Here is a 17,798-nt window from a genome sequence, read left to right on the forward strand (position 1 = left end):
GTACTTTCTGGACGGTGAGTACATTGGGCCGCGTTTGGAAAACAACCGACAAAGGATTGCATTGGAATGCTTATCAAACATCCGAAACATTAATAGATTACAGCAATTTAAAAATGCGTGATGCTTTGCATGGCTTATGGGGAGTGCATGACGAACTTTACCGAACAACTGACGGCGGTATTACCTGGGATGAAGTATCTCCAACCGGCAATTGGTTTACTAATGACCTTGCTTATGTTCCCGGAACTGCAGCTACATTCGTAAGCACTGGCGGACATGATTTTGATGGCTAGGCGCACTTCGTGGAACGGGTTCTTCATATAGTCTTGATGATGGCGATACCTGGATTACTTTAGATACAGGTGTTGAGCATCTTTCGCTTGCAATGGTAATCACACAGGTTTTACAGGCGGTCTGAATACCAATAGTGCAAAAGGTGGAATTTATAAATACAACGGAGCTGCACTTGGTTATTCCTGCGGTGATGACCTGACTCAAATCTGTTTCAACGGAGAGTCGCTTTGCATTGCGCATAATAACATTAAAGGGGTTTTGAAAAATGGCGGCTCATTGGGAGAATGTTCGGGCGAACGATTAACGGTAGCGGAAGTGAATGCAACAATGAATTGCTATCCAAATCCATTTTCTGAATCAACTTCCATTTCAATTTCACTTCCTCAATCAGAAAAGGTTTCTCTCAAAATTTATGATGTGACCGGAAGATTGGTAAAAACCCTTGCAGATGGAATGCTTGCAGAAAGAGAAAATAAAATTGAATGGAAAGTAATGGATGAAAATGCGGGAATCTATTTTTTGAGAATGGAAACCGAAACTGCAGGTGAAACAGTTCGGTTGATTGTGGTGAGATAAAATTTCATATTGCGCAGCCCAATCAAATCGCTGCGCAGATTTTTCTTTTCAGGATTTCCAAAAGTATATCACCTGCATATATGGGTGGGTGCTCTGGGAAAAGGATAAGAATTCGCATTGAGTCCCTGCATGTTTATGTTGTTGATTTGACTTTGAGTGAGCAGCATATTTGCGTCATTAATTTTTTCTTATCCAAACAAAAAACCCAAATGAAAAAAAATTACCCAGCTCCAATATGATCATTGCACTCAGTTATTTCATCCGTCAATTTTTTTAACAGTTAAACCTTACTAAAATGGAAGACTCCAAAAATGAAAAGAAAAACTCACGCAATCCTGATCCATTCAAGATATTATTTAAAAAGAAAAAAATTTCATCCTTTAATTCGAAACATGGCATTTTACACAATGAAGGAATGAATTTATTTTTTAAGAAACTGGGTATTACGGAAGATGAATTGAAAACTATTAATAAAAAATCACTATCGTTCACTCGTTCAATGGCAAGTAAATATTCAAAGTTATCTGAGCAAGGAAATAAGGATATTGTAAATATGCTTCATCATATGATTGAACATAAGGATTGGCCAAATAGTATTGTGCCTCTTTGGTGTCCTTTTCCACCTCCCGGAAACACTCCTTTGGTTAATGTAGAACAAAAGAATTTTTTGCAGCATGCTTCGGCTCATGCAGAAGGCAATGGAACCGGATTACTTACTAGTCATTATTATGGGAATGACGATCAAACCAAAAGTGCAGGCGCTGAATTTCTGTTTCCTAATTTAAGAGTTCCCGTAAGTGGATTTTATCTTATTGACGTTCCTATTATGATTGTTGGTCAGTATTATTTGATTGCTGATAACGGTCACTGTAATTCTAAGGAAGCCAGTTGCGCGGCTCGGGCTAACGGATATATTACTCAACAGTATAATAATCCAATATTTTTAGGTGGACAGGAAATTTACCAGTTATATAATACCGACAGTGGCTGGAAAGAGTCATATTTGAATGAAAACAACGCGTTTACTTTTTATGATACCGGGAGTGATATTAATAGGATGGATACATTCGCTTTAGTTACAGACCTTTTTGTTAACGACGTTAAACCGGTTTACCTGTCAAAAGATTCCGATATTTCTCTTAAGGTTTATGGCAGTATAACAGCAATGGGGAAAGGTGAGGGATCTGTCGCTGATATTAATTGTGAGGCAAATTCGGGTGGTATATTCTGTCCTGGTGTAAAAATGTGGCAATGTGGCTGATGATTTCATAACCCTTTCGATAAATAAAAAATGGTCTTTGCTGATTTGCCAATGACTGCAGGCGATCATCAATTGCATTGGAACATGTGCGGTAAAATGAAAGCACTGCTTAAAAGAATTTATTTTTTGAAAATGCAAACATCAACGCAATCACAAACAATTCGGATGTCGGTGATAAAATAGTGTTTTATTCAAGCGCAGTCCTCACAGGTCCCAAAAACCTGTGAGGATTTTTCAAAATTGTTATTCGCACCTAATTAGAATGCCCCTGTTTTACTAACGACTCAGGACTCACTACTAACGACTTTTTCCTCACTTCACCACCACCTTCCCCGCTCCCCAATAGCTATGATATTCTCCATTATACATCGCATCAGCACTCACCGGGCCCATGTGAAACAATCCTTTTGAAACAGCACGCACTACGTAATAATAATTTTTAGTCGTTCCGGTAGCAGTTGTGAAAAACGTTATGCGGTCATCACGCACGTCTAAATAATCGTAGCCCGCAGCATCTTTTATCCACGATAATTCAGGAATGGAACCGATGCGCGGATTTTCAATTTCGAGTCCTGCAGGTAAAATATCGGTTACTGCAACATTCTCCACACTGGTCTTATAATCCAACGCCTGCAATGAAATCTTCACTACTACCAAATCATTCTGTTTAAATGAGGTGCCGTTGATGGGCTGCCCAAAACGGTCATAGAATGTTTTCCGCACTTTCAGATAACTATCTTCCTGCTTGTAAGATCCATCTGCAGGAATGCCTTCCTGTTCCCAGAAATAATACAAGTTGCCTGTTCCAGCAGCCTGAATATTTATGGATTGATCAGCAATGCCTTGTGCAATCACAAGGTCAGTACCTGTAAAGGAACCAACCTCCTTTCCATTCACCATCACTTTCGCTGTTACATTACTTTGCTGCGCACGCTTTGCTACTTTGCCCAAAGCAAGAAATGCAAAGGAACGATCCTGAGTAGAAAGCCATCGTTCATTTTTAAGCTTCTCCGACAAATGCCTGCTCATAATGCCTACCTGCGGATTGTCTGGAGCAACTTCCATCAAAACATACAATGCCAATGCTTCATCACGCACCGGCGAATAAAAACTTCCGCCAAAAGCACGCTTTGATATCTCGCCACTGAATGCAGCAGGTAATAAATTGGTAAACGCCGCCTGGTTACCCGACAGCGCATACGCACACGACAATAAATATTTACTGTCTATTGAAAGCAGCTCCGGATGGGCTTTGTAGTAATTCATCGCCGTCTGATCATACTTGCCTGCAAGTGCCAATACAAAAATCGAATAGGGAATTTCCCTTTTTACGATCGTCTTTGAACGCGCAATGCCTTGCTCATCCCAATAATAATATTCTTCCACTTCTCTCGACTTCATTTTTGTTTGCAGGTAGCCATACATCTTGTCGAGTATTTTCCATTCACTTCAAACCCGGCTTTCTTCGCTTCGTACAAAAAATGTGTTGCATAAGCAGTTCCCCACCAGCTCTCATAATCGCCGCCGGGCCAGTAACTCATGGCGCCATTGTACAACTGCATGCTTTCAATTTTTTTAATCGCTTCGTTCACATTGTAATCAGGATTGTAACGTATCGCTTTTTTATCCTGACCAATCGCTTTGGCAAGATCACGATAGTACAATTGCGGAAAAGCAGCAGACACTGTTTGCTCAATGCAACCATAAGGATATTGCAACAGGTAGCGCAAGTCGCTCGAAAACTGAACGAGTGGTGATTTACTTACAATCAGCTTTGCTGCAACCGTGGCTGGAATCATGTTTGATTTCAATGCCACCGACTCTGCTGCACCACCTTTCACCATGCCATTGCCGGAAACTTTAGTGAGCGTAGATGGCGGACGAATAGAAATTTCAGTCTTATCTGAAAATTTTTCACCAAGTCCGCTCACATTCACTGCAACGGAACCCACGCCAATTGCAGGTTCTGTAACCACTGCAAATTCAACACGCGCTTCACTGTTTGCCGGTATACTGATGGATTGCTGATCAGCTCCTACAATTTTCATGGCGCCTGTAATGGCAAGCTGTGCAGTCACCTGCGCATTTTTCGCGGTAGTGTTCGTAAGTGTAACCGGAACACTGATCGTATCTTTTGGAGAAAGAAACCTCGGCAATGAAGTGCTGATCACAATCGGATCGGCCACTTTAATTATTTTTTCGGAAGCACCGAACGTATTGTCTTTATAAGCAACGGCCATCACTCTTAATGCTCCTGAAAACTGCGGCACATTTACAGTAAAGGAAGCATTTCCATTTCCATCCGCTTTTAAAATTCCACTCCATAAAGCAACGAGATTGAACCGCTTTGCAGTAAATGGATTTACCCGTTTTCCCATTTCCGCCAGATCACCACCAAGTGATGAATAAGAGGTTTGCCATTCGGGAAACAGGAATGGATACAAATCATATGAACGCACTTCCAATGCGCGTTGCTGATAGAAATATTGATAAGGATCCGGCGTCTTAAAATTCTTCAATTGAAGAATTCCTTCATCAACCACTGCAATGGTGAGTTCTGCATTGGGAACTGTTTTAACACTGATGGTTTGATTGGTTTTCGATCTTGTTTTTTCATTGGCAGAAATATTCACCGCAATTTTATTCTCTGTTTTCTCCACCTGCAACGGTATATAACCTCTTGCAACAGTCAGTGGCACCTGGTTGTCTGCAATCTTTCTGATGGCTGTTGCCGTGATGTAAACATTCGGCAGGTATTCTTCTTTAACAGGAATGGAAATGCTGGCCGCTTTCTTATCGGTATTCACATAAAAATAGTCGAACACATGATCGCGTTCCACGGTCACCAGGATCTTTCCGTTAAAGGGTGCCTTCAATAAAATTTCAGCATTGTCACCGGGCTGATAATTTTCTTTATCTGTTTGCATCTCCACTTCACCTTCTGTACTTACCTCGAAAGAAGTGTTCTGCGTATCGCCCCAGCCATAAGCATAAAAATTCTGTTGCACAAAAGTTGTCGCACCGGCGCGGTGAATCCTGATCTCATATTCCCCCGAATTGATTGGCGTAAAGTTGATCTTTCCACCATCAGCAGCAAGGTTGATTGCTTGTCGCGATAGCAATTGGTCTTTGCGTTGCGCATCGTACACATATCTTCCTCCCTGCTTTGTAACCACATTCTCCCAGGTGTATCGGTAAATTTCAACCTGGGCCGTTGCATTCACAGGTTGACCGGCGATGTTCAATGCGACGAATTGAAAACTGAGCGGTTGTTTTGTGCTGAGCCAACGGTCGAAATATTTAATGCCATAAAATACATCCTGCGTATTCACTGAAAACTCGGAGAGCCTGTTTACCGGACGTCCTGATTCATCAAATACAGTAGTGATTACTTTTCCTGCCAGCACGCCGACATCATTGTATTCAGGAATGGTGAATACTTCTATTGCTTTTCCATCATTGTCTGTTTTTCCCTGGCGCAAAATGTTTTCAAAGAAAATTTCATTTCCTGTAGTAATGCTGAAATTATAATCATTAAATTTTTTTGCACTGAAAGATTTCCTGTTCAATGTCATCTGTAATTCATAATTCCGGTTGGCGGCAGGCGGACCAAACAGGTTAGCAGCAACTACTTCGGCTTTTATTTCATCCTTTGGCTTCGCGGTTAGCTTATCCAGTGTGGTGGTTACTTTTATCCTGTCGGGAACGAATTCTTCCACACTGATACTGCGCGATTGAATAAGCACATCGTTGCCGGTGTACAACTCAATAGTATACAATCCTGTTACAATAGAAGTTGGCAAATAAAATGAAGTCTCAAATGCGCCCTGATCGTCCGGTGTTTTTTTATACGACTGATATTCTTTTCCGGAAGGCAACAACAATTTTATTTTCATCGGCACCTCCTTTTGAATTTTCCAATCAGCGGTTCTGATCACGGCATTTACATGTATACTGTCACCGGGCCGGTAAATATCTCGGTCACCATAGAGAAAGGCATCGAGATGCGCATCGTTACTATATTTTCCACCCACTTCAAACCTGGAAGTCTGCACAGAAGTGTTGTCGAGAATCATAAAATTAAAATCGTCTCCCTGCGTACAGGTGATCATGCCAATATGAAACTTACCGAGTATGGCTTTCGCATTTTTTAAAACGGCAACTCCTTTGCTGTCTGTAGTTACAGACTGAATGGTTTGATTATTCGTACTGATGAAATTCACTTTTACATTTGTCAAAGGATCAGCCGTCATGATGGAATTGGCAAATACCACCACCTCATCTTCACTGCCGCGAACAATCAGTCCGATGTCGGAGAGCGAAATAAATTTCGATTCCTGCAGATACTGATGATCCACATCTTCCACTTTCACTACATACAATCCTTTGAACTGATCGTTATATCCTACTTCTTCAAGATTCATATTCAGCAATCTCATATTACCCTGTTTGGGAAGTGATTGCACATCAATCACCTTTTCCTTTACCAGGTCACCATAATGGTTATAGTCATAGTATTCATAGTTATGATATTCATAATTGTCTCCTTCTTCTTCTTCATAATAATATCCCCATTCATTTCCTGCGCGCATAAAATTCAGGATGTTGTTTTCATAAATCCTGATGATGGAGACTTTTACTTTATTGATGTTGACGATATTGATGCCTACATTGCGCGCTCCTTTTGAAGAGAGGTAGATTGAATTATTTCCTGCAAAAGCCAAAGCAGGTTCCAGCTCACCGAAAGAAACAGTTTGCGAATAATTTTCTTCCAGCGTGTAACCAAACACTCCTTTCAACTCTTTTGAAATAGTTATGTCATAAGTTTTTCCTGGTTCAAAATCTCCTTTCAGGTTGAAGCCATTGTCAATTAATGTTGCCGTAAAAGTGAGCGCTGGAGAAATGGTGATGATGCTCTTCAGGTTTTCATTCACGATGGGTTGGTTGGTAAATACAGTCACCAGTCCTGCCCCATCAATAAAGCTGGCCGTCATTTCCGTGATCATGATTTTTTCCTTGACAGGAATTTCTGAAAGGAACTCCATTTTTTCCTTAGTTGTATAAGTGCTTCCAACACATGGAAGGCCTTCCTCAAGAATAATTTTTAACGGCATGCTTTCTTTTGAATCCCCACGCACATCGGCGATGGAAACACCGATTGAAAAATCGGCATCACCACTCAGCACATTGAAAGGAACTTCCTTTTCATTCACAAAAAGATGCAGTCGCTTGTTGAGTTCCGCAGGGTTTACCTTGCAATTAAAGTTCAGGTTGATCCTCACTTCCACTGCGCCGGCAGATTGCTGCGAAAGAGCATAAAAAACCTGCGCCGTTGAAAGCAACAGATAGGGCGTATGGAATTTCAGACTTTTCTCTTTGGGCAACGATGGTTTATTCAGCACATATTTCGTTAGGTTATCTGTAAGCGTAGCCTCAAAATCGGTACTTGGCGCAAACGGTAACGATGGAGAAAAGGTGAGTTCATTGGGTGCGCTCCATTTAAATTTGCCATGCACAGCGGGATTAAAAGTGAGATATGCAGTGGAGTCCCATTGATTGAGCAATGAATCCGGGACCAGGTTTTCCGCAAAAGTGAAAACGAGGTTCTGATCGGTGGCAATTTCACCGGTGAAGTTGCTGTGCTCTAACTTAAGCACGTTACCATTTTGTGTACATCCGGCCATTATGATGGCGAATAAGACAATGCCTGTTAGCAGTGTAACCAGGTCTTTTTGAATATGTTTCATAGAAGAAGGTTTTAATAGCAGAGAAATATAATGCGATTTCCGTAGTAAGATTGTCTTCCATGAAAAAATTATTTTTTTAACCCTCATTTCGGAGGGCTATGGCAAATCTGTAGACGGCCATTTCCAAAGGAAGCATAGACCAGGAATACGAAATCACGCTATTAAAAGAGGCACGGGATTTATATTCCTATTGGATCCATTATTCAAATGTCACTCTTACAAATGTCACCTGCCAGTCGCAACCTGTTCCTTTCAGCGAAGCCTAAATATTTCATGGAGAGCCTACTTCAACAAACTGTTTATTTACTGTTTGCAGCAATAGCCTTTCTTGCCGGGCAGTGTGTTAAAAAGAGCATGTCAATTTCTCATTATGAGGAAAAATTACCACGAAAAACAAAGCTCTTTATTTTCTTATCTCACAAGTTCATAATCTCCTATACTATGCGAAAGCGTTTTTTAATGTTCTGCTTTTTTTTTCAGGTCAGCATTATTGCACCTGTTGCCCGTGGACAGTCTATTGTATATTCAAACAAACCTTTTGGAATTACTTTGAATTTTCCCGCTGGCTGGCAGGTGCTTAACAGCAAGGAAATAGCAATGCTCAGTAATTTTACCGTATCAGAAGTGAATCTTGACTCCGGCACAAGAACTTATGAAGACGACATTGCAATTATTGCTATTGCGCTTGAAAAAAGAATGGATCCGGAATATACAGTTCAGGTTATAAGTGAAAAATTTACGGAAGATTCGAAAGACCGGTCGACAAAAGAATACCTGCTTCAGGGAATCGGATATATGCGGCAACAAGGAATTAATGTGACGCAATTTACCGTGCCCACAGCATTCAATACCCGCAATGGTTTTACATTTTTCACTTCCAAAATGGAAATTTTAACAGATGTTCATCGACATTTTGAGAAGTTCTATATTATTAAACGACAAAATGATTTCATCATCATATCCGGTTCCTTTCCTGAAGTAAGTAATGATAGCTGGCTGGATGACGTAGTCAATTCTATCAGTTTGACTCCATAACCTTGCAGGTTACCCTTTCACGTAGCTGTGCTCTCCTCTAATTATGCCAATCAAAATTCCTGTGCTATGTCAACCGTCTGCCATTCATAGCCGTTGTAATATTTTAACATAAGCCACATTGCATATACTTCTTACTTTTGACTTTATGCGTAAGATCGATATTCATACACACATCATTCCTGAACAAATGCCACGGTGGTCTTATAAATTTGGCTATGGTGGTTTCGTTCACCTCGAACATCACAAACCTTGCTGCGCGAATATGATGGTGGATGATAAATTCTTCCGGGAGATACAGGACAACTGCTGGGATCCGAAGGTGCGCATGAAGGAATGCGATCACCATCATGTTGATGTGCAGGTGCTCAGCACCATCCCTGTGATGTTTTCCTATTGGGCGCAACCGAAAGATGGGTTGGAGGTCGCTAAATTTTTAAACGATCACATTGCTGCCATTTCTAAAGATTATCCGCAACGATTCGTGGGAATAGGAACGGTGCCACTGCAGGATCCTGATCTTGCGATTGCTGAATTGCATCGTTGTGTGAAAGAATTGGGAATGGCCGGTGTACAGATTGGTTCGAATGTAAATCAGAAGAATCTAAGTGAGCCGGAGTTCTTTCCGTTTTTTGAAGAAGCCGAAAAACTCAGTGCCTGCATCTTCATTCATCCATGGGAAATGATGGGTCGTGAACACATGCAAAAATACTGGTTGCCCTGGCTGGTGGGAATGCCAGCGGAAACATCTCGTGCAATCTGTTCGATGATCTTTGGTGGTGTGCTCGAAAGGTTACCAAAACTTCGTGTCGCCTTTGCGCATGGCGGAGGTTCCTTTCCTGCAACACTTGGAAGAATTGAACATGGCTTTAATGAACGGCCCGATCTTGTTGCGATAGACAATGCGATCAATCCAAGAAATTACCTCGGCAAGTTCTGGCTCGATTCATTGGTGCATGATGCTGATATGTTGCAATTCATTGTAAAACTTATGGGGGAAGATAAAATATGCATGGGAAGCGATTATCCTTTCCCGTTAGGTGAATTGGAACCGGGAAGATTAATTGAGTCGGGCAGTTTTTCTGAAGAAATCAAAAATAAGATGCTGTGGGAAAATGCATGGAAGTGGCTGGGGGCAAAGTTTTTATAAATATTATAGAAGAGGTTCGCACGATAGTCGTATTGACAAGAATTACCAGGATTCAAAGCAATATAAAATACGCAGATCTTATGCGAAAATAATTGGAGCAAAAAGCAAAGATCGAAGCTCAATCCCATAGCCCGCTTTTCAAAAAAATATCAGTGCGGGGGCTTCAGGTAGTTCAAAATAACTTTAGTAATCGAATCCTCCTGCGTCCACGGTATAAAATGATTCTCCTCCGGAAAAGCGGTGATCTTTAAATTCGCATTCACCAGCATCTTCTTCGCAAATTCAACATTAACCGGTGGCACAATGCCATCCTTTAAACCATACATATAGGTACATGGAATGGTGATATTAGCCCACAACGGCACCATCTTTTTTAACTCTTCTACGTGTGAAAGCTTTTCATCGTTCGTAACCTGCCAGACTACCGGCACCATCCAACGGAATATTTTCCAGTTGGCAGGATAGCTGATCGCATAAATCTTTTCATGTTCCGGATCAATTGCGGGTGCCAGAAAAATCAACGCACCTACCTTATCCGGATAATCCATGGCAAGTCGCGCAATCACCGGACCACCAAGTGAATGGCCAACAAGTATGGCAGGCTTGCCCGATTTGTTCGCATCTAAAATCGGTTTTATCATCGCCGCCTGTGCTTCAATAGAAGTTACCGATTGCCCAAATCCTGATTTACCATATCCCGGACGGTCAACGGAAACCAATTGCGCGCGGTGCATCAAAGAAGTGTCGCCAAGGTATTTCATGTAGGCATCCCATGAGCCCGGAGCACCGTGAATAAACAACACCAGTTGATTGGTATCACTTCCTGTTTCAGCATAAAACATCTCATGATTTTCAGCAGTGTAATTAATAAATTTAGGTTGCTGCGGTTTTTCTTTAAAGTAGTCGGTCATTTCTGATGGCGTAATTTCAAAGCTCGCTTCCATAATTTTAAATGCCGCAATAGGTAAAATGATGAGCAAAAGGAGAATGATCATCCAGGTACGACGGCGTTTGAATATTTTTAGCATGAACATTTTTTATTGACAGCAAAAAGATAAAGTTACATTTCATTACGTTTGCTTCAAATACCAACCGCCGGCTGATTCCGGAACCGACGAATCATGATCTTGCAGACTTACACCTGTCAATGCCAATATCACTTTTTACTTTCAGTTGAGGCTATTCTACGGTATTGCCGCAACCATTTAGCCATTTAACAATTTGACCATTCATCATTTCAGTCTCTTCACAAGCACAGTAAGACGCGCGTTTACATTTATTATTTTATTTTTAGCAGGACGGAACCCATCACATGCTCGAATTTATAAAAGATCTGTTTGGATTTGCCAAGGACTCACGCGGCCTGGTGAAAGATGTTCAGGATGAGAAATCAAAAGCACGTGGAGTTAAAAACAGGATACTCACCGAGATTGAATTCAACATTGACCTGATCTTTGATCATTACCTGGAAAAAGAAATTCCACTCGAGAAAGTGATTGAGAAACTGAAGATTGAACAACTGGCAAAAGCCATCGATGAGGGATTTGATTTCAGGAAGATGAAGAAGGGAAAGATCGATCTTGAAATGACCGGTGATAATCCTTTTCTTAAAAAATACATCGGCTACGATTGCGAGGCTTACATGCGCAAAATCCGTCACCACATTGAGCAAATTAAATTGCTTCCTGAATTATACAACCTCGCCGATGAGAAGAAAGTGAATGCCAAACAGCGGCTGGAAAATCTTGGGAAGCGATATATTTTGTTTACACGATATTTGAAGGCCGGCACATGAACCCTGACCTGAAAATATCTTTCATTCAAAGCGCACTGCACTGGGAAAACAGCGCTGCAAACCTGGCCGGGTTTTCCGAAAAAATCATTTCCATCCGGGAGCAGGTGGATCTTATCTTATTGCCTGAAATGTTCACGACCGGTTTTTCAATGCGACCTGAATTGTTTGCTGAAACCATGGAAGGTGACGCCATTAACTGGATGAGACAGATCGCCGCCGCACAGCATGCAGTGATCTGTGGAAGCCTCATGATGAAAGACGGCAATAAATACTACAACCGTTTAATCTGGATGCGACCTGATGGAACGCATGCATCTTATGACAAAAGGCACCTCTTTGGTTTAGGAGAGGAACATCAACATTATACTGCTGGTGATAAGAAGATCTTGGTAGAACTGAAAGGATGGAAATTTCGCCCGCTTATCTGTTATGATTTGCGTTTTCCGGTGTGGGCAAGAAATGATAATGCTTATGATGTGCTGTTGTATGTTGCGAACTGGCCTGAACGGCGCATCAATGCCTGGAAGACTTTACTGGAAGCAAGAGCGATTGAAAATCAGTGTTATGTTGTGGGAGTAAACAGAGTCGGAAATGAAAGTCCTGAAGTCTATTATCCCGGCGAAAGTTCAGTTATTGATCCGAAAGGCGAGGTACTGATCCGCGAATCACATCATGAAGTGGTAAAAACTTTTTCTTTATCGCATCAACACCTTTATAAGATTCGCGAATCGTTACCCTTTTTAAAGGACGCTGATGCTTTTGAGATAAAATAAAACAACACAGCAGCTAATGATTTCCTCCTTCTATTCATAAATGATCGTTATCAGCGTTTACTTAATGATCTGCAGCAGAATCGTCGATAATAAAATAGCGTTTACAACATTTAAATGGCCGCATGACTCCCTACGAAAAAGAACTTTTGCTTGCACGCGAACAAAACTGGCTGGAGTTGCGCCGCAAGCTCAAAGATCAGTTTGGCAAAGCACCTGACCTGAATGCGATCTTATTCCTGATAGGTATCAGGGAGCTCGGTAAATACAAAAAGAAATTTTCAAAGGAAGAAAAACAGGATCTCATGCACATCGCGACCTGCAGCCTGCTGAGTCATTCAGGGTATTATGAATTGCAGGGACTCGATCAGGATGGTTGGCCACATTGGATTCCAAAGAAAAAACTTCCTGTGATGGACCTGTTGGAGCAAGAGGATTTTCTTAAAGATCATGTGCTCCGTTATTTTCAGGAGATGGAATATTAACCTTGAATTTTTCAATTCAAAACAGTAATTGATTTATCGCCGGATGAATATCTTTCATTTTCATACTCATCAGGAGAGAAAGAAGAATTCAAATCAACATTATAGGTGCCTGATAAAAATAATTTGGCAGAAAAGCAGTTGATTTCCGGGTCGATATATTGACTTATCTCAATTTAGTCCATGATTTTCATCATAAAATAAACTTCTGGCCGCGTGTTAGTTTTGTCGGAGTTAGGTGTGTTACTTATAGACTAATGACACATTTTGATTTTTACAAACTCCCAAAATGAGGTCAGCCAATGGAAATTATTATTAATGATGGAAGAAAAATAGCTGATTTACAAAAGGAGTTCAACGAGGTCTATCCTTTTCTGAAGATTGAATTCTTTACGGTGGCTCATAATAAAAATCAACTATCGTCGCTGAAGGATATGCTTCCCAAAGAACGGTTATTGGGTTCCTTCCGTAAAAATCGCAATGCAGGCACTATGGTGCTTGAGGCTTCCAAAACTGTTTTTGAAATTGAAGAGGAGTTTGAAAAAAAATTCGGTCTTAACGTCCAGGTTTTCCGTAAATCAGGATCGTTATGGATTGAAACAAGCTTAACGGATAAATGGTCACTCTCCCTTCAGAATAGCGAAGGATATGAAATAAGCAAGGGCTCCGGAAAATCATTTTCACTTTTCGATATCGATCCCAACTCCGGCGAATAAGTAGGAAGCACCGCAGGATTATTAAATGAAAAATCATGTAGACCGTGAAGCGCCATTGATTGCGTCGTCACAAACCTTTCATCCTGTAAACTATTTTTAAATAACCTCAGATGGCGGTGTATGGTTGCTGCATCGTAATACACTAGCGGCATTTTAATTCGATAAGCATCAATTAACCATCTTTCTAAGTTTCTCTTCATTAAGGATTGATATTTTTCCGTCTTTTATTTCAATCAATCGCTCGCTTTTAAATTCGCTCAGCGTACGGATAAGTGACTCTGTAGCAGTACCTACAACATTAGCAAGGTCTTCCCGCGTGAAATGAAGAACAGGATTTGCCTGATCAGCTTTCTGATAACTGCCTTGCACACGAAGCAGGCTGTTTGCCACACGCTTACGCACTGAGTTATAAGCGAGTTGCAGGAGTTGATCTTCCCGCTCTGAAAGATTGTCTGCCAGCATGCGGATAAACCGGCTTGCCACAGTGGAGTCATTACTTATAAGTTCAAAAAATTCTTCTTTCGGAATCAGCATCACTTCACAATCTTCCAATGCCTCTACCGTATCCTGGTATGATCTTTCTTCCAACAAAGGAGTGTATCCAAAATAATCCCCTTCTTTAAAAATGGTGGTGATCAGTTCTTTTCCATCATCGTTGGTCCGGAAATTTTTAAGTTTCCCTTGAACGGTGAAAAACATGCTCATCGGCCTGCCTCCAGCTTCGTAAATCAGTTGCTTCTTCTTATAGTGGCGCACCTCATGCTCCTCCGATAAAAGGTTGAGTTGCTGTACTTTTTTTGCTGCGGAAATAAACTCGTTGAATCCTTCAATGCTGGTGGCAAAATCTTTTTTCAATGCCTCTGCTTTGTGAAGCCGGGCTTCAACAGCGTTCAGCAATTCAATATCATCAAATGGTTTGGTGATGTAGTCATCGGCTCCCATCTCCATGCCTTTTCGCAAATCATTGCGTTCTGTTTTGGCGGTAAGAAAAATAAAAGGAATAGTGGAAGTCTCCTTGTTTCTGCTGAGTGTATGTAAAACACTGTAGCCATCCATCACGGGCATCATTATGTCACAAATAATAAGATCAGGGTGTTCTTTCAAGGCAAGGTCGACACCCGTTTTTCCATTCTCAGCGGTGATGACATTAAAGTTGGAAAGACTTAATATTTCTGCCGTATTCTCACGGACATCCTTGTTGTCTTCTATTAACAAAATCGTTTTCATGACCTGGGTAAATTTAAGATGACTATGAATTCTGTTCCTTCATTCAGACGGCTCCTGCAACTGATTTTTCCATTGAGCAATTCAAGATATTTAGAAACAATGTGTAATCCGAGACCTGTTCCTTTTATGTTCGCTGCATTTCTCCCCCTGAAAAACCTGCCGAAAAGATGTTCCTGGTCTTCTTTTGAAATGCCGATGCCACTGTCTTTTACTGAAAAGCGGAAATACTCTTTGTTCAATGCAGAGGTGACCGTAACGATGCTGTCTTCATCAGAAAATTTGATGGCATTGGTAATCAGGTTGATCAGGATATTCTTCAGCAAATGTTTATCGGTTAACATCAAATGTTCGCCCTCATGCACATACACTATTTTCTGCCCTTCTCTTTGAATGTTATCAAATTCATGAATAACTTCTGCAAAGAAATCCGGAATATTCAATTCCTCCCGTTTCATGAGCACCACTCCTTCCTCAATTTTTCCGAGCGACAGAAAATCTTCCAGTATATCCGTGAGGTTTCTGACATTCTCCTTTATTCTGTTCACGTGTTTCGATCTGTTTTCCTGTTCTCCTGTGTTTATATACCGTTCAATGAGCGCCGCGGAAGACAGGATACTGCTAAGTGGTGTTCTGAATTCATGTGATGCCATGGAAACAAACCTGGATTTCAAATCTCCCAACTCTCTTTCCTTCTCCAATGCCAGGCGAAGCTCCTCGCGGCTTAGTTCCAATTGGCGCAATGTTTCCCGCAAAGCAAGTGTACGCTCTTCCACTCTTCTTTCAAGCTGAACATTCAACTGCCTGATTTCATTGGCAAATTTTTCCAACTCATCCCGCTGTTTCCGAATGGAGTCTTCATTTTGTTTGCGGATGGTGATATCGATTACAAAAGCAATCACAAAGAGTTCGTTCTCTATCTTATAACTGCTCAGGCTGATTTCAACAGGAAATTTTGTTCCATCACTTTTTTGTGCAAACAGGTTCCGGTCTTCACCCATCGGCCTCGGAGAAGGATGTTCCATAAACGAATGGCGATGGTGAACATGGCGCGCGTGGAACTTTGAAGGGATGAGCTTTTCAACTTTTTCACCGACTAATTTTTCGGCCGAATACCCGAATAATTTTTCGGCCATGGAATTAACCATTGTAATCTCTCCATTGGCACGCGCCACCACTACGCCAACAGTTGCATGATTGAACAATGCTTCAAACTTTTGCTTTTCAAGTAAGCTGACTTCACTGTTGCGGACCAATTGGTCAATATTAGCAATACTCACAAGGTATAATTCCTGTTCATCCTGCCTGAAAGGAATGATCTTCATTTCTCCCCAAAAAGCCCGGCCTTTCATGGTAAAAAATTCCTTTAGTTCGCTTTGAGCAAATACCGGCTTCTGTTCCGGCATCCTGCTTCCGTTTTCCAGTATCAAAGATGTTATTTTCGAAAACGGTGAGGGTGAAATCGTAGACAATTCCTGGAGGTTCTTCGTCTCGAACATCTTCAGGCCTGCATCATTCACCATGGTAAATAAACCATTCGCTACCACTCCAATAAAGTTTGGAGCAGTGTCGAGAATAGTTTCCAGCATTGCTGATTGTAAAAAAGGAGACTGCTCCACAGTATTGCTTGTATTTGGCTGACCGATATACAAAGATAAGGTTGGATTGTTAGAAAAATGGGTAACCTGAAAATTTGGAAAGTGCAACATCTCTCACCAGATTTCTTAGAAAGCCCGGTTCACGCCAGCCTTTCTATTTGGCGCATTCTGAAATGGATAAAATTAAAACCACCTCAAACCAGAAAACATGACTTCAATCACAAGAGTGAATGACAAAAGTCATGATTGAAATTTTAGGTTGCCTTTGTGAAATAAAATTTAGCAGCGGTTATCTGGAGGGGTATACTTATGAATATCTATTGCAATGATTTTACCCGATATGAACCCTGCTAAAGTTTACGTAACAGAGCACTAACAATTATCATAAGTCTTTATGGTTGAATTTTCGCAATGCCAGGCCAAAAGGAATCACTATCCAAAGCAACATGATAAAAACAGAATAAATAATGCCGAAGCCATTGCCAAAGAACTGTTTGAATACTGCTCCTGTATATCCCATCAATGCAGCAACATCCAGTTTCAATAATATTAAAATTCTACCGAGATCAATTGGATTAAGCGAACTCAAGATGATCATGGGTTGCTCCAGCGGATACTCAGTGAATTGAAAAAGCAAAAACAAGAGAATGCCATCATAGATGAGTGCAAAATAAAACCAAAGCATGATCGACACGCCGATTCCTTTTGCTTTGTCACGGGTAACAACGGAGGCGAGCACTGCAAGCGAAACAAAAATTGCGGTAAGCGCACTTCCTGTTAAGAGCAGAAAAACTCCGGCTAATGTTCCATCAAAAACCAGCACCGGAATTCCAACACCAATAAAAAATGAAAGCAGGAGTGAAAAACACAACCCCGAGAAAATACTCACGAGCAAATTGGTTCTGCGAATAGGTTGCGCCAAAAGCAATTCTATAAACTCCGCAGCATTGTAAATGTAAATGGTGGCAAACACGATACTGATGAGCGGAACGATGATCAGGATTATATAAAGCAGGGAAAGCAATCCCTTATCCGGATTATCTTCCAGGTTAAAAACACTGAAGGAGATCAGCAACAATAAAAAAGTGTACGCAATCATGATGCGGTTTCGCATGATATCAATAATTACGTATTTGATGATTTTCTGCATTTG

The 17,798-nt window shown here is 41.1% G+C and carries 15 protein-coding genes; 9 read left to right on the forward strand and 6 right to left on the reverse strand.

Translation table 11 applies throughout. The features are described from left to right. The first annotated feature begins 14 nt into the window (after window positions 1–14). The 3 genes from IPO83_07720 to IPO83_07730 all read left to right on the forward strand — a co-directional run bounded on the left by IPO83_07720 (window position 15) and on the right by IPO83_07730 (window position 2,131). A complete protein-coding gene (locus tag IPO83_07720; GenBank protein ID MBK9731162.1) occupies window positions 15–293 on the forward strand; it encodes a hypothetical protein in 279 nt (92 codons plus the stop codon). A 277-nt stretch (window positions 294–570) separates the two neighbouring features. Beyond that, on the forward strand, window positions 571–870 hold the full coding sequence (locus IPO83_07725; protein MBK9731163.1) for a T9SS type A sorting domain-containing protein: 300 nt from the start codon (window positions 571–573) through the stop codon (window positions 868–870). 295 nt (window positions 871–1,165) lie between these two features. Beyond that, window positions 1,166–2,131, forward strand: coding sequence for a hypothetical protein (locus IPO83_07730; GenBank protein ID MBK9731164.1), 966 nt, complete (start codon window positions 1,166–1,168; stop codon window positions 2,129–2,131). 312 nt (window positions 2,132–2,443) lie between these two features. Here the strand turns inward: IPO83_07730 and IPO83_07735 are convergent, their stop codons facing one another. Then, window positions 2,444–3,556, reverse strand: a complete 1,113-nt coding sequence (locus tag IPO83_07735) for a hypothetical protein (GenBank protein MBK9731165.1) — start codon at window positions 3,554–3,556, stop codon at window positions 2,444–2,446. Next, window positions 3,529–7,878 carry an alpha-2-macroglobulin family protein gene (locus tag IPO83_07740; protein ID MBK9731166.1) on the reverse strand — a complete coding sequence of 1,450 codons (4,350 nt, stop codon included), beginning with the start codon at window positions 7,876–7,878 and terminating at the stop codon, window positions 3,529–3,531. The genes IPO83_07735 and IPO83_07740 overlap by 28 nt, the downstream gene beginning before the upstream one ends. A 441-nt stretch (window positions 7,879–8,319) precedes the next feature. Here IPO83_07740 and IPO83_07745 point away from each other — a divergent pair, with 441 nt between their 5' ends. Both IPO83_07745 and IPO83_07750 read left to right on the forward strand, forming a co-directional pair. Then, on the forward strand, window positions 8,320–8,913 hold the full coding sequence (locus IPO83_07745; GenBank protein ID MBK9731167.1) for a hypothetical protein: 594 nt from the start codon (window positions 8,320–8,322) through the stop codon (window positions 8,911–8,913). A gap of 145 nt (window positions 8,914–9,058) precedes the next feature. Continuing rightward, window positions 9,059–10,060, forward strand: coding sequence for an amidohydrolase family protein (locus tag IPO83_07750; protein MBK9731168.1), 1,002 nt, complete (start codon window positions 9,059–9,061; stop codon window positions 10,058–10,060). Between the two features lie 149 nt (window positions 10,061–10,209). Here the strand turns inward: IPO83_07750 and IPO83_07755 are convergent, their stop codons facing one another. Continuing rightward, window positions 10,210–10,971 carry an alpha/beta hydrolase gene (locus IPO83_07755; protein ID MBK9731169.1) on the reverse strand — a complete coding sequence of 254 codons (762 nt, stop codon included), beginning with the start codon at window positions 10,969–10,971 and terminating at the stop codon, window positions 10,210–10,212. A gap of 401 nt (window positions 10,972–11,372) precedes the next feature. Between IPO83_07755 and IPO83_07760 the strand changes: the two genes are divergently transcribed. From IPO83_07760 to IPO83_07775, 4 genes are all read left to right on the forward strand, one after another. Beyond that, entirely contained in the window at window positions 11,373–11,855 is a 483-nt protein-coding gene (locus IPO83_07760) for a hypothetical protein (protein ID MBK9731170.1), read from the forward strand. After that, window positions 11,852–12,628 (forward strand): amidohydrolase, encoded by a 777-nt coding sequence (locus tag IPO83_07765; protein ID MBK9731171.1) that lies wholly within the window; start codon window positions 11,852–11,854, stop codon window positions 12,626–12,628. The genes IPO83_07760 and IPO83_07765 overlap by 4 nt, the downstream gene beginning before the upstream one ends. Window positions 12,629–12,750: 122 nt before the next feature. Next, a complete protein-coding gene (locus tag IPO83_07770; protein MBK9731172.1) occupies window positions 12,751–13,110 on the forward strand; it encodes a hypothetical protein in 360 nt (119 codons plus the stop codon). A gap of 299 nt (window positions 13,111–13,409) precedes the next feature. Beyond that, on the forward strand, window positions 13,410–13,823 hold the full coding sequence (locus IPO83_07775) for a hypothetical protein (protein MBK9731173.1): 414 nt from the start codon (window positions 13,410–13,412) through the stop codon (window positions 13,821–13,823). Window positions 13,824–13,991: 168 nt separating this feature from the next. Here IPO83_07775 and IPO83_07780 read toward each other — a convergent pair whose 3' ends face one another. The 3 genes from IPO83_07780 to IPO83_07790 all read right to left on the reverse strand — a co-directional run bounded on the left by IPO83_07780 (window position 13,992) and on the right by IPO83_07790 (window position 17,795). Next, window positions 13,992–15,050 carry a response regulator gene (locus tag IPO83_07780; GenBank protein ID MBK9731174.1) on the reverse strand — a complete coding sequence of 353 codons (1,059 nt, stop codon included), beginning with the start codon at window positions 15,048–15,050 and terminating at the stop codon, window positions 13,992–13,994. Beyond that, window positions 15,047–16,372 carry a PAS domain S-box protein gene (locus tag IPO83_07785; GenBank protein MBK9731175.1) on the reverse strand — a complete coding sequence of 442 codons (1,326 nt, stop codon included), beginning with the start codon at window positions 16,370–16,372 and terminating at the stop codon, window positions 15,047–15,049. Before IPO83_07785 ends, IPO83_07780 begins: the two co-directional genes overlap by 4 nt. A 655-nt stretch (window positions 16,373–17,027) precedes the next feature. Beyond that, entirely contained in the window at window positions 17,028–17,795 is a 768-nt protein-coding gene (locus tag IPO83_07790) for an ABC transporter permease subunit (protein ID MBK9731176.1), read from the reverse strand. Window positions 17,796–17,798: the final 3 nt, after the last annotated feature.

This window comes from Chitinophagaceae bacterium, assembly GCA_016717285.1.
Lineage (GTDB): Bacteria > Bacteroidota > Bacteroidia > Chitinophagales > UBA10324 > JACCZZ01.